General features: G+C 45.5%; 16 protein-coding genes, 1 pseudogene and 1 riboswitch. Of the genes and pseudogenes, 4 read left to right on the forward strand and 13 right to left on the reverse strand.

The features are described from left to right. The 4 genes and pseudogenes from rlmD to SHK35_RS09450 form a co-directional block, all read right to left on the reverse strand. A pseudogene (gene rlmD / locus SHK35_RS09435) lies at positions 1-1,690 on the reverse strand (23S rRNA (uracil(1939)-C(5))-methyltransferase RlmD); the annotation flags it as partial. 40 nt (positions 1,691-1,730) lie between these two features. Continuing rightward, the gene (locus SHK35_RS09440; protein WP_318709598.1) at positions 1,731-2,933 is read right to left on the reverse strand and encodes an FprA family A-type flavoprotein; all 1,203 of its coding nucleotides are present in this window, start codon (positions 2,931-2,933) and stop codon (positions 1,731-1,733) included. 14 nt (positions 2,934-2,947) lie between these two features. Beyond that, positions 2,948-3,895, reverse strand: a complete 948-nt coding sequence (locus tag SHK35_RS09445; RefSeq protein ID WP_318709599.1) for a 3'-5' exoribonuclease YhaM family protein — start codon at positions 3,893-3,895, stop codon at positions 2,948-2,950. Between the two features lie 32 nt (positions 3,896-3,927). After that, the gene (locus tag SHK35_RS09450) at positions 3,928-5,259 is read right to left on the reverse strand and encodes a S1C family serine protease (protein ID WP_318709600.1); all 1,332 of its coding nucleotides are present in this window, start codon (positions 5,257-5,259) and stop codon (positions 3,928-3,930) included. 152 nt (positions 5,260-5,411) lie between these two features. Here SHK35_RS09450 and SHK35_RS09455 point away from each other — a divergent pair, with 152 nt between their 5' ends. From SHK35_RS09455 to SHK35_RS09465, 3 genes are read left to right on the forward strand one after another with little or no spacing between them, the layout of a single operon-like run. After that, on the forward strand, positions 5,412-7,790 hold the full coding sequence (locus SHK35_RS09455) for an endonuclease MutS2 (protein ID WP_318709601.1): 2,379 nt from the start codon (positions 5,412-5,414) through the stop codon (positions 7,788-7,790). A gap of 29 nt (positions 7,791-7,819) precedes the next feature. After that, positions 7,820-8,527, forward strand: a complete 708-nt coding sequence (locus tag SHK35_RS09460; RefSeq protein WP_318705088.1) for a response regulator transcription factor — start codon at positions 7,820-7,822, stop codon at positions 8,525-8,527. Beyond that, positions 8,524-9,951: a HAMP domain-containing sensor histidine kinase gene (locus SHK35_RS09465; RefSeq protein ID WP_318705089.1), complete on the forward strand. Its 1,428-nt coding sequence runs from the start codon at positions 8,524-8,526 to the stop codon at positions 9,949-9,951. The genes SHK35_RS09460 and SHK35_RS09465 overlap by 4 nt, the downstream gene beginning before the upstream one ends. 3 nt (positions 9,952-9,954) lie before the next feature. Here the strand turns inward: SHK35_RS09465 and SHK35_RS09470 are convergent, their stop codons facing one another. The 4 genes from SHK35_RS09470 to abc-f form a co-directional block, all read right to left on the reverse strand. Beyond that, positions 9,955-10,479: a hypothetical protein gene (locus tag SHK35_RS09470; RefSeq protein ID WP_318709602.1), complete on the reverse strand. Its 525-nt coding sequence runs from the start codon at positions 10,477-10,479 to the stop codon at positions 9,955-9,957. 2 nt (positions 10,480-10,481) lie between these two features. Next, positions 10,482-10,907, reverse strand: coding sequence for a DUF4430 domain-containing protein (locus tag SHK35_RS09475; protein ID WP_318705091.1), 426 nt, complete (start codon positions 10,905-10,907; stop codon positions 10,482-10,484). Between the two features lie 163 nt (positions 10,908-11,070). Next, a riboswitch (cobalamin riboswitch) is annotated at positions 11,071-11,259 on the reverse strand. Between the two features lie 327 nt (positions 11,260-11,586). Then, complete coding sequence (locus SHK35_RS09480; protein ID WP_318709603.1) at positions 11,587-12,354, reverse strand: hypothetical protein; 768 nt, start codon at positions 12,352-12,354, stop codon at positions 11,587-11,589. A 14-nt stretch (positions 12,355-12,368) separates the two neighbouring features. Beyond that, complete coding sequence (abc-f, locus tag SHK35_RS09485) at positions 12,369-13,889, reverse strand: ribosomal protection-like ABC-F family protein (RefSeq protein ID WP_318709604.1); 1,521 nt, start codon at positions 13,887-13,889, stop codon at positions 12,369-12,371. A 494-nt stretch (positions 13,890-14,383) separates the two neighbouring features. On the opposite strand from abc-f, the gene SHK35_RS09490 reads away from it, so the two are divergent. After that, positions 14,384-15,739: a hypothetical protein gene (locus SHK35_RS09490; RefSeq protein WP_318709605.1), complete on the forward strand. Its 1,356-nt coding sequence runs from the start codon at positions 14,384-14,386 to the stop codon at positions 15,737-15,739. Positions 15,740-15,742: 3 nt separating this feature from the next. Here the strand turns inward: SHK35_RS09490 and SHK35_RS09495 are convergent, their stop codons facing one another. The 5 genes from SHK35_RS09495 to SHK35_RS09515 are packed head-to-tail and all read right to left on the reverse strand — an operon-like array spanning position 15,743 to position 22,277. Continuing rightward, complete coding sequence (locus tag SHK35_RS09495) at positions 15,743-16,213, reverse strand: YbaK/EbsC family protein (protein WP_318709606.1); 471 nt, start codon at positions 16,211-16,213, stop codon at positions 15,743-15,745. Continuing rightward, a complete protein-coding gene (gyrA, locus tag SHK35_RS09500) occupies positions 16,214-18,820 on the reverse strand; it encodes a DNA gyrase subunit A (protein WP_318709607.1) in 2,607 nt (868 codons plus the stop codon). Positions 18,821-18,850: 30 nt separating this feature from the next. Next, positions 18,851-20,917, reverse strand: coding sequence for a DNA topoisomerase (ATP-hydrolyzing) subunit B (gyrB, locus tag SHK35_RS09505; protein WP_442867439.1), 2,067 nt, complete (start codon positions 20,915-20,917; stop codon positions 18,851-18,853). Between the two features lie 44 nt (positions 20,918-20,961). Further along, positions 20,962-22,053, reverse strand: coding sequence for a DNA replication/repair protein RecF (gene recF, locus SHK35_RS09510; protein WP_318705098.1), 1,092 nt, complete (start codon positions 22,051-22,053; stop codon positions 20,962-20,964). Between the two features lie 14 nt (positions 22,054-22,067). Continuing rightward, positions 22,068-22,277, reverse strand: coding sequence for an RNA-binding S4 domain-containing protein (locus tag SHK35_RS09515; RefSeq protein WP_318705099.1), 210 nt, complete (start codon positions 22,275-22,277; stop codon positions 22,068-22,070). Positions 22,278-22,328: the final 51 nt, after the last annotated feature.

Genomic DNA, 22,328 nt, shown 5'->3' on the forward strand with positions numbered 1-22,328 from the left:
GACACTGCGGCACTTTAGCGTCTTCCTTCTTTGACAGATTATAATTCTGCCCCACATCCAGCCCGCACTTCCGCTTAACCTAGGAGATATACAGGCTGGACACCTTCAAGCCATACTTCTCCAGCACATACTCCTTAATCTCTTCATAGGTAGCCTTGCTCTCCGCCGCTGTCAAATCCAGTTCGTCCAGATTCAACTCCACCTCGATATGCTGCTTGGTATTAAGTTTGGACAAAAGTACTACCGTCTCAACATGCACCGTCATCCCAAACTGGTCCACACCCCTGACTCTCTTCACCTCATACCCCCCATCGCACAGAATCTTCAAATCCCGGGCCAGGGTGGAGGAGTCGCAGCTCACATACACAATCCGCTCCGGGCGCAGCTTCAGCATAGCGGAAAGGCATGCCTGATCGCAGCCTTTTCTGGGCGGGTCCACCACCACCACATCAGGGGGCAGGATGGATTTTCCCAAGGCCTCCTCCGACAGCGCCTCCTGTACACTGCCAGCAAAAAATTCTGCGTTTTCTATACCGTTTAAAACTGCGTTCTCCTTTGCATCCTCTATGGCCTGGGGCACAATCTCCACTCCATACACCTTTTTTGCGCCTTCTGCAAGGAAAAGGGAAATGGTTCCAATGCCGCAGTACAAGTCCCACACGATTTCCTTTCCCGTAAGGTCTGCATATTCCAGGGCGAGACTGTAGAGCTTTTCTGTCTGTACGGGATTTACCTGATAAAAGGAAAGGGGAGAAATTTTAAAGGTCAATGCCCTTTCTGTGGCCGGATACCCTTCCCTTTGCATATCTCTTGTATGAAGCACATCGGTGATAAAGGGCTGTCCCCAAAGGTTATGTATTTCCTTTCCCATGATTACGTTGGTTTTTTCGGTATTGATGCTGACTGACACACTTGTCATGCCTTGTATCCGGGCCAGTTTTGCAAGCAATTCTCCCTGATTAGGCAAAAATTCATTGTTTCGTTTCTGTGTGCCCCTGGCTTGATATGACAATTTTGTCATTTTTTTATTGAGTACAAGGCAGACCATGATTTCGCCGGTGGAAAAGCCTTTTCTGATCAATATATGGCGCACCAATCCAAGGCCCGTGGCTTCCTCATAGGGTGGAATATGGTTTTCTTCCATGTAATTTAAGATGACCTGCAAAATCTTCTGGTTCTCCTCCGGACCAAGAAGACAGTCCTGATTGGGAATAATGTAGTGGGTGCGGCCCGCATAAAAGCCAGCCGTCACCCTTCCCTCTTTGTCTCTTCCCACAGGATATTGGGCCTTATTGCGGTAGCGGAAGGGGTTTTCCATGCCGATTACAGGCTCCATTCTGGCTTCCACATAGTCGGGAGAAAAGCCGCCGATGCGGATGAGATTGTTTTTGATTTTTTCCTGTTTAAACAAAAGCTGTCTTTCATAGGAAAGGGGCTGGAGCTGGCAGCCGCCGCACTGTCTGCACACAGGGCATTTTGGCTCCACGCGAAAAGGAGAAGGCGCAAGCACCTTCTCTAATCTGGCGTAAGCATAATGCTTTTTACTCTTTACAATTTTGGCCTCCACCTGGTCGCCGATAACGGCGTCCTTCACAAACAAGGTAAAGCCGTCAACCTTTCCGATTCCCTGTCCGTCCTTATCCATATCCTCTATCGTGACGGTAACGTGATCATTTTTTTGATATTCCATGCCTTCTCCCGTTTTCGCAGCATTTTAATTTGAAACTTTCTTATTTGTCCAAAAGCTCCAGAATCATCTTCTCCATCTGTTCCTTATCCTGCTCCTTCATGGCGGACGTGATGGTGACGGTGGTATCTGTAAAAGTAATATTTTTACTCTTCTCAAACATTCCCTTTATCACCTTAGCAGCCATGGGCGCCCAGGAGCCGTTTTCTATAAGACCGATTCTGCGGTTTTGAAAGTTTCTTTCCAGAAGCCTTCGGATAAAATCCTCCATAAAGGGAAAAATACCGCCGTTATAGGTGCTGCATGCCAGCACAAGCTTATCATAGCGGAAAGCCTCTGATACGGCCTGAGACAGGTCGGTTCTGGCCAGATCATAAACCACAACCTCCCCTGCATTTCTTTTCTTCAATTCCTCCGCAAGGAAAAGAGCCGCCTTCCTTGTGTGTCCGTAAATGGAAGCATAGAAAACTGCAATTCCCTGGCTTTCCGGCGTATAGGAGGACCATTTTTGATACAGATCCAGATAATATCCCAGGTTTTCCTGTAAAATGGGTCCATGAAGCGGGTAGATGGCGGCAATGTCAAGCTCTGCTGCCTTCTTTAATACATTCTGCACCTGCACTCCATATTTCCCCACAATGCCGATATAGTAGCGGCGGGCCTCGTCCGCCCAGGGCTCTTCTTTATCCAGGGCTCCAAACTTTCCGAAGGCGTCCGCACTAAAGAAAAGCTGCTCCGTCTGCTCGTAGGTCATCATCACCTCCGGCCAGTGAACCATGGGAGCAAAGAGAAACTGCAGTGTGTGGCTTCCCAGGGACAGGGTGCCTCCGTTCTCCGCCTTTATGCTTCTTTCCGCAATCTTTTCCTGTAAAAGGGCGCCGTCCTCTTCCCCATAAAGAAACTGCTTTATCATTTCAAAGGTTTTTGGTGTAGCTGCCACCTTTGCGTCTGGATATTTGCGCAGGAACAAAGGAATTCCCCCTGAGTGGTCCGGCTCCATGTGCTGAACGATCAGATAGTCGGGCCTTCGTCCATCCAGCTCTCTTTCCAGATTTTCCAGCCATTCTCCGGTAAAGCTCTCGTCCACGGTATCCATAACCGCAATCTTTTCATCCAGAATCACATAGGAATTATAGGACATACCCATCGGAACAGGGTACTGGCCTTCAAACAAGTCCGTCTTGTGATCATTTACACCAATATATCTTACGCTGTCGCTGATTTTCATTTCAATCTCCCTTCTCAAACGTTTCTTTCCTTCTACTGCAGCCTGCTGGCTCTCAAATTGGAATCAAACAATCTGTTATAACCAAACCAGCCAGCATTGTCTGCATTATTTTCCAGAATTTCTTTAAAGGTCTCCAGCTTCGCATCTGTGTCGTCCGCATAATTCAGGGCCAAGGCTTCAATAATGGCAGGCACCTTGGGAGAACCATACTCGTATTTCCCATGATGGGCCAAAATACAGTGCTCCACCTGTGTCAGCAGGCTGTCCGGAAAATCCTTGATCTTGGCTGCTTTTCCCGCAACCATCTGGGCTCCCATAACAATGTGCCCCAAAAGCTGTCCCTCGTCTGTGTAATCATTTGCCGGAAAAGCGGATATTTCCCGGGTTTTCCCAATATCGTGGCACATGGCCGCTGTCAAAAGAAGGTCTCTCTTTAAAATGGGATAAGCGCTGCAATAATAATCGCACAGCTTTGTCACACTTAAAGTATGCTCCAATAATCCTCCCACAAACCCATGATGTACTGTTTTTGCTGCGGAGGAATTGCAGAATACCTTTACAAAGTCACTATCCTCCACAAAAAAGGCTTCCAAAAGCTGTCTCAAATAGGAATTTTGTATGCTTCGTATCAAAGAAACCAGCTCTTTATACATTTCATCAATGTTTTTGGAGCTTACAGGAAGATAGTCTGCAGCGTTGTATTCTCCTTCCCTGCACACCCGGATTCTTTTTACGCTGACCTGAAGGGTCCCTAAAAAATTAGTCACATCTCCGTAAACCTCTATATAATCCATGGTGTCATAATCGCCGATGCCGGGATTGTTGGGCTCCCACACCTTTGCGTCTATGGTTCCCGTTTTATCCTGGAGAATCACATTTTCGTATGCCTTCCCGTTTTTTGTCACCGCCGGCTGCTTATGCTTGCACAGGTAAATGTCAAAAATTCTGTCTCCCTCTTTAAAGTCCTTGATATATTTCATTTTTCACAGGGCCCAAAGCCCCTCTCCTTTCTCTATTCTGCTGTTCCCAGTACAATGCTGAAATTCATTTCCCTGTACTCGTTTTGGGCCTGGCGCATGATCTGAATATTTACCTGGTCTCCTGCCTCCATCTGCAGAAGCACCGTAGAATATTCCCCGAAATTTACAATGGTTCTGTCGTCTATGGCTACAATCACATCCCCTTGCTGTATACCGGCCAGCATGGCAGGTGAATCCATATCCACTTCCCTCACATAAGCTCCGTAGGGCACTCCCAGCTCCTCATGAGCCTCCTGTGTTACATCCACTCCACTGACGCCCAGATAGGCCACGCTCTCGCCGTTTGACATTTTTTCGATGACCTTTTTCAGCTCTGTAATACCGTAAGCGCCAATCACATTGGTCATGTCTGAACCGGCCTTTTCACTGGTTATAATTCCGATTACCTGTCCTTGCAGGTTAAAAAGCACTCCTCCCCCATTTCTGCTTCCGCTGATATCCGTAAACAGAAGCTTATAATTTCTGTCCACGGCAAAGAGCTGGCTGTTGACGGCGGTAATCATGCCGTATCCCACAGAATTGCTGATCCCCATGGGACTTCCCATTGCAATCACCGGGGTTCCCACAATATTTTTGGCATTGGAGGAGCCAAGAACTGCCACCTTGATCAAATCCTCCCTGTTCTCCTGGGGAAGATCATTTAAGCTTACGGAAAGCACCGCCAGATTGGTAAAGGAATCCTTCTGCTTTACCTGGGCTTTTACCTGCACTCCGTTATAGAATTCCATGGAAAGCTCCTGGGCATCACTTATGGGCGTATTGTCCGCCAGCACAAGGAGCTCTCTCCCGTTGTTGGCTATTATCACGCCGAAGGATTGGTTCTGGCTTTCCTGCACGTTGTTAAACCAGTCAATATTGGAGGTGACCCCTGTAACCGTCACCATGGATTCATTGAGCTGGGAAACAAATTCCGACATGGCAGTGTACAGCTGTCTGTAATCCTCTTTATCCAGCTGAATCTGAGAAAGAATTGACTCAATCTGTTCCTCCTCTAACACAACCTCTGTTTCCTGTCTGCTTTCCTCCTGATTCTGGGCCTGCATATTGTCAGACAGCATTTCCTCCGGCGACATTTCCTCTTGGTCCTCTGGAAAGACAATGGGCTGAGGCTCCTCCTCAGGATAAAGCCAGTTGCTGATCACCGGCTCCAGCACAAGAAAGGTAAAGCAGGCAATCAAACCGAAAATAACGGCCATGGCAGCAGTGATGATGGTCCGCCGGATCAGCTTTCTTTTATTCACCGGCCGTTCCTTTATCTTTTCAATCAAGAAATCGTTTTTGTCCTTCTGTTCCAAACCAGACATCTTCTTCCTCTTTCCCTGGGCATCTTTCCCTAAAAGTATATCGGATTCCCCTATAAAAGTAAAGAATCCTATACCAAAATCCTTTTCACCTATGCTATAATGATTACGTTCCAGAATTTCAAAGCCGCCTGCGCGGCAGAATGAGAGGAAATATGAACGAAAAGGGATTAAGGACCTTGGAATATTATAAGGTCATACGGCTTTTAACCGATAAAGCGGATTCCGAACCGGGCAGAAACTGCTGCCGCGGCCTTCTGCCCTCCACAGACATCCGTGAAATACAAAAAGCACAGGAGGAAACGAAGGATGCTCTCTCCCGCCTGTTTAAAGCAGGCAGCACTTCCTTTGGCAGCAACACCAATCTTTCATTTTCCATAAAGTCCCTGGAGGTGGGAAGCACCCTTTCCGCATCGGAGCTTTTAAAGATCGCGGGCTTTTTGGACAATGTAAACCGGGTTCGCACCTATGGAAGAAGGGAAAGGGAGGAGGATAAGACAGACAGTCTGGACGGATATTTTGAACAGCTCACTCCTCTGACACAGATAGCCTCGGAGATCAACCGCTGTATTTTGTCCGAGGAGGAAATTGCAGACGACGCCAGCCCACAGCTCAAAGGCATCCGCCGTTCTATTTTGCTTACCAATGAAAAAATACATTCCCAGTTAAATTCCATGGTCAACGGCTCTCTTCGCACCTATCTGCAGGATGCAGTGATCACCATGCGAAATGACCGCTACTGCCTCCCCGTAAAGGCAGAGTACAAGGGACAGGTAAGCGGAATGGTTCACGACCAGTCCTCCACAGGCTCCACCTTTTTTATCGAGCCTGCCGCTGTGGTGAATTTAAACAATCAATTAAAAGAGCTCGCCTTAAAGGAGCAGGAGGAAATCGAACGAATCTTAGCCTCCTTAAGCGCCATGGCGGGAGAGCATACGGAGGAGCTCGCCCAAAATCAGACCGTGATGACACAGCTGGATTTTATTTTTGCAAAGGCAAAGCTTGCCATGGAGCAAAACGCCACCAGGCCCCAATTCAATACAGAGGGCTATATCCAGATCAGAAAGGGACGCCATCCCCTTTTGGACAAAAAGAAGGTGGTTCCCATCGACATCCATCTGGGAAAGGAATTCGACCTTTTGATCATTACCGGGCCAAATACCGGAGGAAAAACCGTATCCTTAAAAACAGTGGGGCTTTTTGCCCTCATGGGACAGGCGGGGCTTCATATTCCCGCTCTTGACCGCTCCCAGCTTTGTATCTTTACGGAGGTTTACGCGGATATCGGAGATGAGCAGAGCATCGAACAGAGCCTGTCCACATTTTCCTCCCACATGACCAGCATTGTCCACATTCTGGCCCATGCGGATGAAAACTCTCTGTGCCTGTTTGACGAGCTTGGAGCCGGAACGGACCCCACGGAGGGAGCGGCCCTTGCCATTGCCATTTTAAATCATCTGCATGACAGGGGAATCCGCACCATAGCCACCACCCACTACAGCGAGCTGAAGCTCTACGCCCTCTCCACCCCCTTTGTGGAAAACGCCTGCTGTGAATTCGATGTGGAAACCCTGCGTCCCACCTACCGGCTTTTGATCGGCATACCTGGCAAAAGCAACGCCTTTGCCATCTCCTCAAAGCTGGGGCTTCCTGATGAGATCATAAACGCCGCAAAGGAACAGATCGGCAAGGAGGAAAAGACCTTCGAGGATGTGATCGCAGATTTGGAGCAAAGCCGGATCACCATCGAAAGGGAACGGCAGGAAGCAGCCCAGTATAAAGAAAAGGTCCGCACCCTGGAAGAACAGCTCCGACAAAAGAACGAAAAAATCGACCGGGCAAAGGAGCGTATCCTGCAGGAGGCCAATGAAAAGGCCAGAGCCATTCTGCAGGAGGCAAAGGAAGTGGCGGACGAGACCATCCGGGACTTTAATAAAGCAGGCGCCGGATCGGATATCAAGGAGCTTGAGAAAAAAAGGCAGAAGCTGCGAGGAAAAATAGAGGAAAAAAGCCAAAAGCTCAGCTTAAAGAATTCCTCCGAAACTTCCAAAAAAATCGGAATCGACCCCAAAAAGCTGAAAAAGGGGGACAGCGTAAAAATCGTTTCCATGGGGTTAAAGGGCACTGTAAGCACACTCCCCGACTCCAAGGGAGCCTTGTTCGTCCAGTGCGGTATCATACGCACCCAGACAAACGTAAAAGACCTAGTATTCGCAGAGGAGGAGACCGTAACCTCCCCCAGGCTCCAGCGCACCAATACCGGTAAGATCAAGCTGTCCAAATCCTATTCCGTTTCCACGGAGATCAATCTTCTGGGCAAAACAGTGGACGAGGCTCTTTCCCTTTTGGACAAATACTTAGACGACGCTTATCTGGCCCATCTTCCCAGTGTGCGCATTGTCCATGGCAAAGGAACCGGAGCCCTTAGAAACGCCGTGCACAATCATTTAAAGCGCCTGAAATACGTAAAGGATTTCCGTCTGGGAGAGTATGGAGAGGGAGATGCAGGCGTTACCATTGTAACCTTCCGATAGAACTGTATGATTTATATAAAGGAGCAGGTATGGTAAATAAACAGAAAATTTTAATTGTAGATGACGACAACAACATTGCAGAGCTGATTTCTCTGTATCTCACAAAGGAATGCTATGAAACCTTGATCGTAAACGATGGAGAGTCCGTTCTTCCTGCAGTGGAGAGCTTTTCTCCCAATTTGATTCTTCTGGATCTGATGCTTCCCGGCATTGACGGATATCAGGTCTGCAGAGAGGTTCGGGCAAAGCACACCATTCCCATCATCATGCTTTCCGCAAAGGGAGAGGTTTTTGACAAGGTGCTGGGACTGGAGCTGGGCGCAGATGATTACATCGAAAAGCCCTTTGACTCCAAGGAGCTGGTGGCCCGGGTAAAAGCCGTTCTGCGCCGGTATAAGCCTGCGGTAGTGCTGCCGGAAAACCCAAACGACAAATGTGTGGAATATCAGGACCTTTCCATCAACCTTACAAATTATTCCGTGGTCTATATGGGGCATACCGTGGAGATGCCTCCCAAGGAGCTGGAGCTTTTGTATTTTCTGGCCTCCTCCCCCAACCATGTTTTTACCAGAGAACAGCTTCTGGATCAGATTTGGGGCTATGAATACATTGGGGATACCCGCACTGTGGATGTGCACATCAAACGCCTTCGGGAAAAGATCAAGGATCACGCTAACTGGAAGATTTCAACTATCTGGGGAATCGGCTACAAATTTGAGGTGCGCAGTGAATCATGAAAAAAACCCTTTATCTGAAATTTGTGCTGGCTTATTTCATTTTCGGCGTTTTCGGCTTTATCATCGTCACCACCTTCGTCCCCAGCATGACAAGGGAGCATCTGATCCGGGAAAAAGCCGAAAGCCTTTACTATGAAGCCACTCTCATCGGAAATACTTACGCCAGCGGCCTTTACACCAACGAGACCAGTCTCGAAACCGTAAAAACACAGCTGGATTCCCTGGCAGTGTACTTAAACTCCGTGATCCGCATTATCAATCCTTCCGGGCGTCTGGTGTTGGACACCAATACTCCCATAGATGTGGAAAATGTGGTGGTGATCGAGAATTTTGATCCCACCATCACAAGCGGCTCCTATTATACCATAGGAGATTTTTTTGGAAGCTTCAACACGGATGTGCTCACTGTGCTGGCCCCCATCACCTCAAATTATATGGTAAAGGGATATGTGGCCATCCATTGTGATATGCAGGATATCGAGGAATCCTGCAACAGCCTTTTGAATATTTCCTATATCACTCTGGTTATTTTATTTCTGCTTTCGCTGATTATTTTGATTTTCTTTACGGAAATCGTCTATATTCCCTTGCGGAAAATCACACACGCCACAGAGCAGTACGCCGCAGGAAATATGCACTACGAATTTCAGGTGGACAGCGAGGATGAAATCGGATATCTGGCCGCCTGTCTGAATTACATGGCAAGTGAAATTGCCAGGTCTGAGGATGATCAGAAAAAATTCGTGGCAAACGTATCCCACGACTTCCGCTCCCCTCTCACCTCCATCCGCGGATATCTGGAGGCCATGAAGGACGGTACAATTTCCCCGGATATGTACGACAAATATCTCACTATTGTATTAAACGAGACAGAGCGGCTGACAAAGCTCACCAACAGCCTGCTTACCCTGAACAATTTAAACACCAAGGGCATGCTGCTAGACCGCACGGACTTTGATATCAACCAGGTCATCCGAAGCACTGCCGCTTCCTTTGAGGGAACCTGCCGCCGGAAAAATATTGCCATCGAAATGGTTCTCACAGGGGATATCATGTATGTGAATGCAGATATGGGAAAAATACAGCAGGTTTTGTATAACCTGCTGGACAATGCCATCAAATTCAGTCATCAGAATTCCATTATTAAAATAGAGACTGCTGAAAAGAAAAATAAGCTGTTTGTATCGGTGAAGGACACAGGAATCGGCATCCCCAAGGAGGATTTAAAGCTGATCTGGGACCGGTTTTACAAATCCGATCTCTCCCGTGGCAAGGATAAAAAGGGAACCGGCCTCGGACTGTCCATCGTAAAAGAGATCATAAACGCACACGGCGAGCATATCAATGTGATCAGCACCCCGGGAGAGGGAAGCGAGTTTATTTTCTCTCTCCCCAATTCCAGCAAAAATGATGAGGAGGACTGACCCTTAAGTCCACCTGCTTTTCATCCTCTCCATCACCCGGCGCACGGGATGGTACAACACAAGCATCAGCACAAAATTGCCCACGCCGTGGACGATATCCCAGGGAATTCCGGCCACCCACCAGGTAAACCCCGCATAGAGGCCATTTTGGATTCCCCCGTCCCAGGCGCCAATCACCACATAGGGGATGGCGCAGAAAAACCCGAAAAACAAGCCAAACAGGCCGGACAGGGTGCTGAAAAACCAAACGGAGCCATGCTTTTTAAAAATCCATACAAGAAGCACCAATAAAGGCCACATATACAGATACATAACCCACCAAAGCCCAAAGCCGTAAATACATCCCTCTATCAGGATAAAAACAGGAATCACCAAAAGGATTTTTCTGCCAAAATACAAGGTAAACAAAATCAGCCAGAAGGTGGTCAGCTCAATATTGGGCAGGAAGCTTAAAGCTGCCTTGCATACCTCGATCACCGCCACCATCATGCCGATTAAGGTAATATCTCTGACAGTTATTTTTTTCATTTTCATTCTTCCATGGTAAATACCGTATAGGCAATGGTGAAAACATCTCCGTCTGCAATGGGCTGGGAATCCACACCATAGTTACAGTATTCCCCGTTCACATAAAAGGCCCAGTACGCTCCGTCCGTATTGTAATCCGCCGTTTCACCGTTTACCGTATCCACGGTAAGGCCAAATTCGCTGTCTGTTCCGGCAAAGGTAAGGCCCTCTGCCTCCTCCATGGCCCCTCTGAGATATTCCGCGCTGGTCTGCACCTCATAGGAGGAGGTTTCCTGCTCCTTGTTCACTACCTCGATGGTAATATTCTTGGTTCCCTCTGTGGGCTTCTCGCGAAATACTGCGTACACAATTCCCAGCACTGCAATCAACACTACCAGAATCAGCACGCCAATCACTGTTTTTTTACTGCTCTTTTTTGTTTCTGTCATTTTCATTTTCCTCCCTGATTTTATAAGGAAAGAGACGCATCTGCATCCTTCCTGTCAATAAAAAAGCTCCTGCAGGCCGCAGAAGCTTTATACACAAAAAACAGGGATATCATTTCCAGCAAAAATCCTATCCGTCCTTCTGTACAAACCAAATCCGCGTGGTCTACAGCATCCGTTACGGGCAGGTCTTCTGACTTAAGTATCCTCACCCTGCTTTCTCTTCCCAAAAACAATAATGTTTTCAGTGAGTGAAACCTTGCGGCAAAGCAGGACTCCTCTATTACAGCGACGGGTTCGTGCAGGACTTCCACCTGCTTCCCTTTTCACCGGAGCCAGACAAAGAGCAGCTTCAAAAAATTTTCCGTGCCCCTGTCCTCCGACACCCATAACGCTATTTAATTGACGTGCCTAGTGTAGCACAATTCTTTTTAAAATACAATAATTTTTATGGCTTATAAAATCTACTTTTTAAAATTTTCAAACCACATGCACCAGATTCCAGCTGCCGCCGCAATGACAGTCAAAACGATTGCTATAACATTTTCCAGCATAAATAACTTCCTTTCCTGTAAGCTTTTCCGCTGAAAATCAGCTAAAAATTTCCTTTACCCTTTATCATAACAAACAAAAATGAAATCCACAATTTTGTAACTGTTTTTCTAACGAAATCTTTATTCTGTCACCAAACAGTCTGGTATAAAAAAGAATTTCCCGCTTTTCCCACCTGCTTTACCACTCCCACATAGTTTAATATGTTCAATACCGTTCTGGCCAGAGATACCGGAATATGAGCAGCCTTTGCAAAGTCCTTTGAGGTAAAGGACTCTGCAAGCTCCCAGGGAACAAACTGCAGGTAATCCTGAAGGCAGGTAATATCCACCTCCTCCACAAGCTGCGTGGGAATCCGGTCAAACCTGGTGGAGCCCTTCTTTTTATCTCTGCTCCATCCGTTTAACAGACGGTATTCCTCCATATCCAGCAAAACGATCTTAAGACGCAGATTCGGGTCTTTTAAAAACATTTTGATCCGATAAAGCTCTATAAAGGCAAGATACGGATTTCCCTTTGCAGGAGATTTTCTTTTTGGGCTGGCCTCTCCGCTTTCCTCATCAATCCAGATCAGCCATTTTTCCCGTGGTATGGGGTATACGATAGTCACCGGATATAAGGAGAGAAAGCATTTGAGCTTATCCCGCATCTTGTTAAACTGGCGGGTTTGAATTTCAATGATCTCTCCCTGAGAATAGATGTCAGCCACAAAATTTTCAATAGGAATTTCCTGTTTATCCTCATCCGGTTCATAATAATTCTTCAAAACAGCATGTACTGTTTTTTCCGACAAGGTTCCGATACCAAGTCTCTGCCTGTCCGTTCCTATGACCTTTTTTTTAGCCTGTTCAAATCTATCCTGATTGATCAGGCCTTCCCTGCTCTCAAACATCCCCATGTGCATTATCCTTTTTATTCACAGCTTATCTTTTTATTACAGATTTTTTCCACAAAAGCTCGATCATGCTCCACCATCAACAGCGTGGGACGATATGTGCGCAAAAGCGCCTCAATCTGCATTCTGGAAAAAATATCAATATAGTTTAAGGGCTCATCCCAAATATAAAGATGGGCCTTCTCACAAAGGCTTGCAGCAATCAGCACCTTTTTCTTTTGTCCCTCACTGTAATGCTCCATATCCTTTTCGAACTGCTCCCGTTCAAAATCAAGCTTGCGCAAAAGCGCCAGAAATACCGGAATGTCCAGTCCCCTGTTTTCTGCATACGAAACCAGGTTTCCCTTTAAAAATCCACTTTTCTGAGGCACATAGGAAATCACAAGACCGGACGCCTTTTCTAACTCTCCTGTCCACTTTATTTCCGTACCTGCTTCCTGCAAAATTGCCTTAATTATGCTGGACTTTCCGCAGCCGTTTCTTCCCTGCAGGGCCACACAGTCTCCATTCTCAATAGTAAAGCTTACCTTTTTTAACCGCTTTTCTCCATAGAAAATCTGCACATCCTTAAGCTCTGCCAATCTTTCCTTGGGATGCCTTAAGGGAAACAGCTTCAAATCCTCCACAGCCTCCAAATTTTTTAAAAGCTTGGATTTTTCTTCTATTTCACGGCTTTTTCTCTTCTCAAGAGTCTTTCTGCGCATCTGTGTCTTTCTTGATTTTTCACCAATATAGGCTCTGGAGGCAATGGTTTTATCGCACACCCTCCCGATTTTTACAGCCTCCACTTTGTCGGCTCTCTCTCCCGCTTCCCTTGCCGCCGCTCCCAGCCTCTCTATCTCCCTTTTCAGACGCTTATTTTCAGAAAGCTCAAAAGCATCCTGCTTCTTTTTCTGCTCCCACCAGGTACTGAAATTTCCCTGATATACCTCTATATTGGTTCTGTTGATCACCAAAATATGATCCACACACTGATCCAGAAAATCTCTGTCATGGGACACCAGAATAAATCCCTTTTTCCCCTTCAAATACTCTCTCACACTTTCTCTGGCTTCTTTGTCCAAATGATTGGTAGGTTCATCGATCAATAGAAAATTTTCTTCCATGGAAAAAAGCACCGCCAGCATCACCTTAGTTTGTTCTCCGCCGCTTAAGGTGCAAAAGGGCCTGTATAAAATATCTGCATCCATCTGTAAAAGGGAAAGCTCTCTGCAAAGCTTCCAAAATTCATAATCCGGGTACATTTTCTCTACAATGTCAATGGTATTTCTTTCCGGACACTCCACGAAAAAAGGAAAATAATCCACTTTTTCCGGACAGGTGATCTTTCCCCCATATGCAAAATTTTCATTTCCCAGGCCGCCCTCTCCATTGCTTCCAGCCTTAAGAAGCTTTAAAAAGGTTGTTTTTCCCTTGCCATTTCTGCCGATAAACCCCAGTCGCCAATTTGTATCTATCTGAAAGGATACATCATCAAAAATATTTTGCGGGCTTCCCTGATAATAAAAAGTTAAATGATCTACACGAATCTGAGACATAGCAAATCCTCCTTTACCGTTTAAAAAAGGCGCAGGAATAAAAATTCCCACACCTATTCATCACCATAAATCCGTCAAGGATTCATTGCTGTCAATCATAAAAAATCGGTTAAAGATGAGAATGATTATTCCGCTGCGCAGAAAAAAGCCCTCTTTTACGAGACCCTCTTCCACCTGTTTTGTTACCTTAAGCAGCTGCTGAAATAATCATTTTCCACCTCTCCCATTTTTTCTTCTGTTTTATCATAGCCTTATCCTGGTTTTTTGTCAATACGGCCAAAAAATTTAAGAGGTATAAGCTTATTTATAAAAATAAAAAAATGAAATATTAATAGACGAATATTTGATAATACATTATAATAAATATAGCACATTTGCTATTATATTTTTTAATACTAATTTTGAAATAAGGGGATAAAATGAAAAAAAATTTATTTTTGACACTATTTTTCTTTCTTTTTTTTCTTTGCTCATGCGGTACTGAAAAAGAGGAAATGCAGGCTGTTCTTTCGCTGAACAATGAAGAAATTCCGCTGGGGACGCTTTATAAGGTTGATGCGACAGAGCCTTCTTTGTGCGATGAATTTTCCTATGACGGCGACTCTTATGTGGAAAGAAATTTTGATGATATGGAAACGTTAGAATCGGAGACAGGAATCCGGTTTTTAAAGCTGCCAGAAGAATATCAGACAACGGAAATCCTTTACAGCTTAAAAGAAGGAGATGCAGGAAGGGTTTCCGCAGCCTATGTGAAAGAGGATGGATTTGGAATCTATGTGCATATGATGTACGCAAGTGATTATATTGCGGATTATACGGTAGAGGAAATGGAGGATTTCCCCCTTCAGTACCTTAATCAGGAGCAGAATTATGAATATACCTTATATGAACAATATACAAGTGAAAGCCTGGACGCGCTGGTTACGGTAATACAAAATAAAATAACCTCCGAGAATACAGAAACTGGAGATATCAGTGAAACAGAAAATTACATCGCTTATTTTGTAAAGGATGATATCTGTTATTGTATTTCAGACAGTGATAAGGTATCGGATTTAAAGGAAACCATTGAAGAATTGTCCCATACTGCAAGACAGGTTCAGGCAGAACTCAAGCTGGAGGACGCCTCCCTTTTATCCTTTGAAGAAAAATATAATACTCAGATCAGAGTCTATGATACAAAGACGGATTCTGATGAGCTTGTTTACCAATACCATGAGGATGGTTGTGTGGATATTTCAGATATAATATTTGACGGAACCTATTTAATCTGGGAAGAGGTCAAAGATGACAGAACTATTTATATGCTAGATTCCACTACGCAGACACAGCCAAAAAAGCTTGATTTAGAGTCTCAAGCTGTAAATCCCTTTACCTTATGCGGCAATTATGATATTTCATTAGAAAAGGGTGACGGTACCTCCTCCATCACCATACAAAACATAGATAACCATGAAAAAAGAACTCTTTCTGTGAAAGGCGCCGTGCACAGGCCTGCTGCCAATGAATATCTCTGCATTTGGACAGAAGAATCGGGAGATGCTGATATTTTGTATGTATATGATTTTAATGAGGGAAAACTCTCTCAAATAGAATTTTCCCCCGGCCGTCTCTTTTCTTACGCTCTTCTGGATCATTATATAATTGCAAACCAAAGAAGAGAATCCTCTTACGGAAAGGAAGGAATCTATTGCTTTGATCTGGAAGAAATGACCTATGAACAATTATTTTCCTCTGAGGATGATGCGTATACCTTTCTTTTTACATTCCAGGGAGTTGATCATTCTGTATATTTTGAATTTGCAGATCAGACGGACAAAAATAAAATTGTCATCCTTAACGTAAAATAAATATTACACAACAACGCACACATCCACCCATTCCGCGCCGGGACAGGATTTCTCCAGCTCCTCTATGGTAAGCCTGACGCAGCTGCTTGGGCTTCCCGCCGCAGGAAGAGCCATGGGATAACGCTTTAGGGATTCATCCAGATAGACCTTTACCCTGCCCTCTGGATTGGCGTAGGGACAGACGCCCCCTATGCCATGTCCCGTATATTCCATTACCTCATCGGGAGTCAGCATTTTTGCCTTGGTGCCGAATTTTGCTTTGTACTTATGATTGTCAACCTTGGTGTCCCCGCTGGTGACGATCAAAATTCCATGATCCTGCACCTTAAAGGAAAGGGTCTTTGCAATCATGGCGGGGATAACGCCGGCAGCCTTCGCTGCCAGCTCCACCGTTGCGCTGGACTGGGTAAATTCCTCTACCTTTCCATCCAGATCAAACTGCTTTAAATAATTTCTGACTGCATCTACAGACATTTATTCTTCCTCTTCTTCCCTGGGCATATTAATTTCCTTTTCTTCGTCATCCAAAACATCGTTATATGCCGCATTATTTACCTTTTCAGAAATCTCCTCAAGAGCGTCATCCACATTATCAAATTCCTGATCTCCGTTGGAAACCTTCTCCCGCACCTTGGCAATCTGGGCCACCTTGACACCCTCATCCAGATGAATCATTTTCACTCCTGAGGTAATTCTTCCCATGGTGGAAATATCCTGCATCCGAAGCTGGATAATGATGCCTTCTGTGGTGATCATCATAATTTCATTGTCGTCATTGACCGCCTTGACGCCCACCACATCTCCGGTTTTATCGGTGATCTTATAGCATTTAACGCCCTTTCCGCCTCTCTTCTGCACAGTAAATTCATCAAGATAGGTTCTCTTTCCCATACCATTTTCCGATACAATCAAAAGAGAGTCTCCCTGAGTCTGCAGCTGCATACCTACGATTTCATCCCCGTCTGACAAATTCATGCCAATCACACCCATGGAGGTTCTTCCCGTAGGGCGCACATCTGTCTCCTGGAAGCGGATACACATTCCCTGTCTGGTCACAAGGAGAATTTCACTGGTGCTGTCCGTGGTTTTTACCTCTATCAGCTCATCGTCATCCTTTAAGTGAATGGCTGCAAGACCGTTTTTCCGCACATTGGAAAATTCCATCAGGGAGGTTTTCTTTACGATTCCCTTTTTGGTCACCATAAACAGATTTTTCTGTCCGTCGTATTCCCGGATGGGTATCATAGCCGTTATCTTCTCCCCGGGAGAAAGCTGCAAAAGGTTAATAATAGCAGTCCCTCTGGCAGTCCGCCCCGCTTCCGGAATTTCATAGGCCTTCAATCGATACACTCTTCCTAAACTGGTAAAGAAATGCAGATAATGATGGGTTGTGGTCATGAGAAGATCCTCTATGTAATCATCCTCTATGGTCTGCATTCCCTTGATTCCCTTGCCGCCTCTGTTCTGGGCCTTAAAATTATCCACAGTCATACGCTTGATATATCCAAGGCTCGTCATGGCGATTACAGTATTATCTCTGGGAATCAAATCCTCCATGGAAATATCAAATTCATCATATCCGATTTTGCTTCTTCTTTCATCGCCGTATTTTTCGCTGATCATCAGCATTTCTTCTTTGATTACTTTTAAAAGAAGCTTTTCATCCGCAAGAATTGCCTTCAATTCTCCAATCTTAATCTGCAGCTCCCTGTGCTCGTTTTCAAGCTTTTCTCTTTCCAGACCTGTGAGGGCGCGAAGCCGCATGTCCACAATGGCCTGAGCCTGGGCGTCCGAAAGCGCAAAGCGCTCCATCAGCCTTTCCTTTGCTATCTGGGCATTCTGGCTGCTTCGGATAATAGAAATCACTTCATCAATAAAATCCAGAGCCTTTAAGAGTCCCTGCAGGATATGATCCCTTTCCTCAGCCTTGTTGAGATCATATTTTGTCCTTCTGGTGACAACCTCCTCCTGATGCTTCAGGTAATAAGTCAGCATATCCAGAAGGTTCATTACCTTAGGCTCGTTGTTCACCAGAGCCAGCATAATCACACCAAAGGTGTCCTGAAGCTGTGTATGCTTAAAGAGCTGATTCAGCACCACATTGGCGTTGGCGTCTCTTCTCAGCTCGATCACCACGCGCACGCCCTCTCTGTTGGACTCATCCCGGATATCCACAATGCCGTCGATTTTTTTCAGCTTTACAAGCTCCGCAATCTTGATAATCAGATTTGCCTTATTTACCATATAGGGGAGCTCTGTGGCAACAATCTGGCTTTTGCCATTGGGAAGAGTTTCAATATCCGTCACCGCCCGGACCCTGATTTTTCCGCGGCCGGTTCTGTAGGCCTCCTCACAGCCTCTGGTTCCCAGAATCAGTCCGCCCGTGGGGAAATCAGGAGCCTTTATAATGGGAAGTATTTCTTCGATGGTAGTGGCTCTTCCTTCATTTACTTTGTTATCTATAATTTTTACAACAGCGCTCACCACCTCACGCAGATTATGAGGCGGAATATTGGTGGCCATTCCCACCGCAATGCCGGTGGTGCCGTTTACCAAAAGATTTGGATAACGGCTGGGAAGCACTGCAGGCTCTTTTTCCGTATCGTCAAAGTTAGGAATAAAATCCACAGTATCCTTATTGATATCAGCCAGAAGCTCCATGGAAATTTTAGAAAGCCTTGCCTCCGTATAACGCATGGCAGCCGCGCCGTCTCCGTCCATAGAACCGAAATTGCCGTGTCCGTCCACAAGAGGATATCTGGTCGACCACTCCTGAGCCATATTTACCAAGGCACCATATATGGAGCTGTCTCCGTGAGGATGGTATTTACCCATGGTATCACCCACAATACGGGCGCTTTTTCGGTGAGGCTTATCAGGGCCGTTGTTCAATTCTATCATGGAATACAGAACTCTTCGCTGCACAGGCTTCAAACCGTCCCGTACATCGGGAAGAGCTCTGGAAGCGATTACGCTCATGGCGTAATCGATATAAAAGGTTTCCATGCGCTCCTTCAAATCCACTTCGTGGATTTTATCCACCTCAGACTCCGGATTCTTGTCAAAAATATCGTCGTTCATACTTCCTCTTTCTCGCCTTTCGGCAAACTATTATATATCCAGATTTTTTACAAACTTTGCATTTTCCTCGATAAATTCCCGTCTGGGCTCTACCTTGTCTCCCATAAGGGTGGTAAAGGTGAGATCGATTTCCGACTCCATCTCCTCGTCATAATTTACGCGCAGCAAAATTCTCCGTTCCGGATCCATGGTAGTCTCCCAGAGCTGTTCCGCGTCCATCTCTCCAAGACCCTTATAACGCTGAATTTTGTTGCTCTGATCCCGTCCCACTTCCTTCAGAATCGCATCCAGCTCCTCATCGCTGTAGGCGTACCATACCTTTTTATTTTTTTCAAGCTTATAGAGAGGAGGCTTTGCAAGGAAAACATGGCCCTCCTTGATCAGATCCGGCATAAAGCGGTAAAGGAATGTAAGCAGAAGGGTACTGATATGAGCCCCGTCCACATCCGCATCTGTCATGATAATAATCTTGTCATAGCGAAGCTTTGTGATATCGAAATCCTCGTGAATGCCGGTGCCGAAGGCAGTGATCATAGCCTTGATCTCCGCATTTGCATAAATCTTATCCAGCCTTGCCTTTTCCACATTGAGAATTTTTCCACGCAGGGGTAAAATTGCCTGGGTTGCACGGGAACGGGCCGTCTTTGCGCTTCCTCCTGCGGAATCTCCCTCCACAATGTAAATCTCACAGTTTTTAGGATCCTTGTCCGAACAATCTGCAAGCTTTCCAGGAAGAGACATGCCCTCTAAAGCCGTTTTCCTTCTGGTCAAATCCCTGGCCTTTCTGGCAGCCTCCCTGGCTCTCTGAGCCAAAATAGATTTCTCGCAGATTGCTTTTGCAATGGCGGGATTCAGCTCCAAAAAATAGGTAAGCTGTTCACTGACAATACTGTCAACTGCACCTCTGGCCTCGCTGTTTCCAAGCTTCTGCTTGGTTTGTCCTTCAAACTGGGGATCCTCTATCTTTACGCTGATAATAGCCGTAAGTCCCTCTCTGATGTCCTCTCCGGACAGATTGGGCTCGCTGTCCTTTAAAAGCTTTGCATTTCTGGCATAATCATTAAAGGTTTTGGTAAGTGCGTTTCTAAAACCCTGAAGATGGGTTCCGCCCTCCGGCGTATTGATGTTATTTACAAAGCTGAATACACTTTCATTGTAGGAATCATTGTGCTGGAAGGAAACCTCCACATACACGTTATTTTTTTCACCCTCAAAATAAAGAATATTGTCATAAATAGGAGTTTTGCTCTTATTCAGATAAGCCACAAATTCCTTGATTCCACCTTCATAATGAAATTCTACTACCTTTTGCTTTTTTACAGGCTGCGCTCTTTCCAAAAGCTGGGAAATCTGCTTTTTTTCCTGCTCCTTTTCCGTACTCAGATCAGGACTTTTCTCTGTGTTCTCCTTACCCTCTTCTGTTAAATTCTCTTCCCTTGGTTCCTCCGTTACCCTGTTATCACGCAAAATGATATGAAGGCCCTTTGTCAAAAACGCCATTTCCCGCAGACGGCTCTTTAAGATATCAAAATCAAAGACTGTGGTTTCCGTAAAAATTGTCTCATCAGGCAGAAAGGTAACCTTAGTCCCCGTCTTATCCTCCGGACAGGTCCCTATTTCTTTTAAAGGAAAGCAGACGTTTCCCTTTTCGTAGCGCTGCTTATATACTTTTCCATCCTGACAGATTTCCACCTCAAGCCAATTTGACAGGGCATTTACCACAGAGGCTCCAACACCATGCAGTCCGCCGGAAACCTTATATCCCCCGCCTCCGAATTTTCCTCCTGCATGAAGAATGGTAAATACTACCTCCACAGCAGGAATACCAGCCTTGTGATTGATTCCCACGGGAATTCCACGTCCATTATCCGTAACAGTGACGGAATTATCCTCATTGATAGTCACATCAATAGTGTCACAAAAGCCCGCCAGAGCTTCGTCCACTGCATTGTCTACAATCTCATATACCAGGTGATGAAGCCCTCTGCTGGAGGTTGTCCCAATATACATGCCGGGCCTTTTTCTCACGGCCTCCAGCCCCTCTAAAATCTGTATCTGGTCTGCTCCATATTCCCCTTCTGTTGTCGTATCCTTCATGAATTCTTCGCTCATGACTCTCCTCATTTCTGCGCTGTCTTTCGTCACTGATTGCTCATACACACAACGCTGCCTTCCGCCACTTTAAAAACGCGGTCAATCTCAAATCTGTTATTGATAAATTCTTCAAGACCCGTACAGGTAATAATCGTCTGAATCTCTCCGATGCTGTTTAAAAGATAATTCTGCCTGCTGCTGTCAAGCTCAGACAATACATCGTCCAGCAAAAGTACCGGCGTATCCTTTGTCATCTTTTTTACAAGCTCTATCTCAGAAAGCTTTAAGGACAACGCCGCCGTTCTCTGCTGACCCTGAGAACCATATTTTCTGATATCCACCTTTCCTGCAAGGAAGGAAAAATCATCCCTGTGGGGACCCACAGAGGTCATTTTTGCCCTGATATCTCTTTCCTGGCTTAATTGAAGCTTTTTTTCAAAGTCCTCGATTTCCGTGTCAGGCTCATACTCTATGAAAAGCTCCTCCCTGCCGCCGGAAAGCTTCTTATGTATCTCGTAGATAATCTCATTGAGCTGCTCAACAAACAACCTTCGGCGCTCGATGATCTTGCTGCCAAAGGACACAAGCTGCATATCCCAGATATGCAGTGTATCCTTCAACTGGGGATTTAAATACATATCCTTCAGCAGCTTATTCCGTTGATTCACTATTTTATTATAATGGTTGAGATTATACAGATAAAAGCCATCCAGCTGGCACAGCTCCATGTCCATAAATCTTCTTCTCTCAGAGGGACCATTTTTGATAATTCCCAAATCCTCCGGAGAAAAGAAAACTACATTGCAAAGACCTAACAGATCTGCAGCCCTCTTTATCTTCTGGCCGTCAATGGCAATTCCCTTGGATTTATTTTTTCTAAGGTGCATGTCCACTCTGGTTTCTATGCCTTCTTTTTCCACATAGGTTCTGATATGGGCCTCTTCTTTTTCAAAATTTATGATCTCTTTGTCCTTGCTTCCTCTGTGGGATTTTGTGGTAGCCGACACATAAATGGCTTCCAGAATATTGGTTTTTCCCTGAGCGTTATCCCCGTATAAAATATTCGTTCCTTTGTCGAAGGTAAGCGTAAGAAAATCATAATTCCTGTAATCCGCCAGTTCAATTGATTTGATAATCATATTTTACCCGATTTCTACTTTTCAATTTTGATGAGCTTCCCATCATATTCGGCTGTGTCGCCTTCAAAGAGCTTTCTTCCTCTTCTCGTCTCCACCTGGCCGTTTACCTTCACAAGACCCTCCTGAATTTTAAACTTGGCGTCCACGCCTGACTCCGCAAAGCCGGAAGCCTTTAATGCCTGTCCCAGCTTGATAAAATCGTCCCTCAAATGAATAATTTCCATATTTTCCCTCATTTAAACCTGTTATGATTTATTTTTATCTGCTTTACTACA

The organism is Candidatus Acetatifactor stercoripullorum, from assembly GCF_944382095.1.
GTDB lineage: Bacteria > Bacillota > Clostridia > Lachnospirales > Lachnospiraceae > Acetatifactor > Acetatifactor stercoripullorum.

What these genes read in the sequence shown, in the direction of transcription:
- SHK35_RS09490 (WP_318709605.1), top strand. Translation starts at nt 14,384, where the DNA reads ATGCAGGCTGTTCTTTCGCTGAACAATGAAGAAATTCCGCTGGGGACG.
- SHK35_RS09445 (WP_318709599.1), bottom strand. Translation starts at nt 3,895, where the DNA reads ATGAAATATATCAAGGACTTTAAAGAGGGAGACAGAATTTTTGACATT.
- SHK35_RS09450 (WP_318709600.1), bottom strand. Translation starts at nt 5,259, where the DNA reads ATGTCTGGTTTGGAACAGAAGGACAAAAACGATTTCTTGATTGAAAAG.
- SHK35_RS09480 (WP_318709603.1), bottom strand. Translation starts at nt 12,354, where the DNA reads ATGGGGATGTTTGAGAGCAGGGAAGGCCTGATCAATCAGGATAGATTT.
- SHK35_RS09475 (WP_318705091.1), bottom strand. Translation starts at nt 10,907, where the DNA reads ATGACAGAAACAAAAAAGAGCAGTAAAAAAACAGTGATTGGCGTGCTG.
- abc-f (WP_318709604.1), bottom strand. Translation starts at nt 13,889, where the DNA reads ATGTCTCAGATTCGTGTAGATCATTTAACTTTTTATTATCAGGGAAGC.
- SHK35_RS09470 (WP_318709602.1), bottom strand. Translation starts at nt 10,479, where the DNA reads ATGAAAAAAATAACTGTCAGAGATATTACCTTAATCGGCATGATGGTG.
- gyrB (WP_442867439.1), bottom strand. Translation starts at nt 20,917, where the DNA reads ATGAAGGATACGACAACAGAAGGGGAATATGGAGCAGACCAGATACAG.
- SHK35_RS09465 (WP_318705089.1), top strand. Translation starts at nt 8,524, where the DNA reads ATGAAAAAAACCCTTTATCTGAAATTTGTGCTGGCTTATTTCATTTTC.
- SHK35_RS09460 (WP_318705088.1), top strand. Translation starts at nt 7,820, where the DNA reads ATGGTAAATAAACAGAAAATTTTAATTGTAGATGACGACAACAACATT.
- SHK35_RS09495 (WP_318709606.1), bottom strand. Translation starts at nt 16,213, where the DNA reads ATGTCTGTAGATGCAGTCAGAAATTATTTAAAGCAGTTTGATCTGGAT.
- SHK35_RS09455 (WP_318709601.1), top strand. Translation starts at nt 5,412, where the DNA reads ATGAACGAAAAGGGATTAAGGACCTTGGAATATTATAAGGTCATACGG.
- gyrA (WP_318709607.1), bottom strand. Translation starts at nt 18,820, where the DNA reads ATGAACGACGATATTTTTGACAAGAATCCGGAGTCTGAGGTGGATAAA.
- SHK35_RS09515 (WP_318705099.1), bottom strand. Translation starts at nt 22,277, where the DNA reads ATGGAAATTATTCATTTGAGGGACGATTTTATCAAGCTGGGACAGGCA.
- recF (WP_318705098.1), bottom strand. Translation starts at nt 22,053, where the DNA reads ATGATTATCAAATCAATTGAACTGGCGGATTACAGGAATTATGATTTT.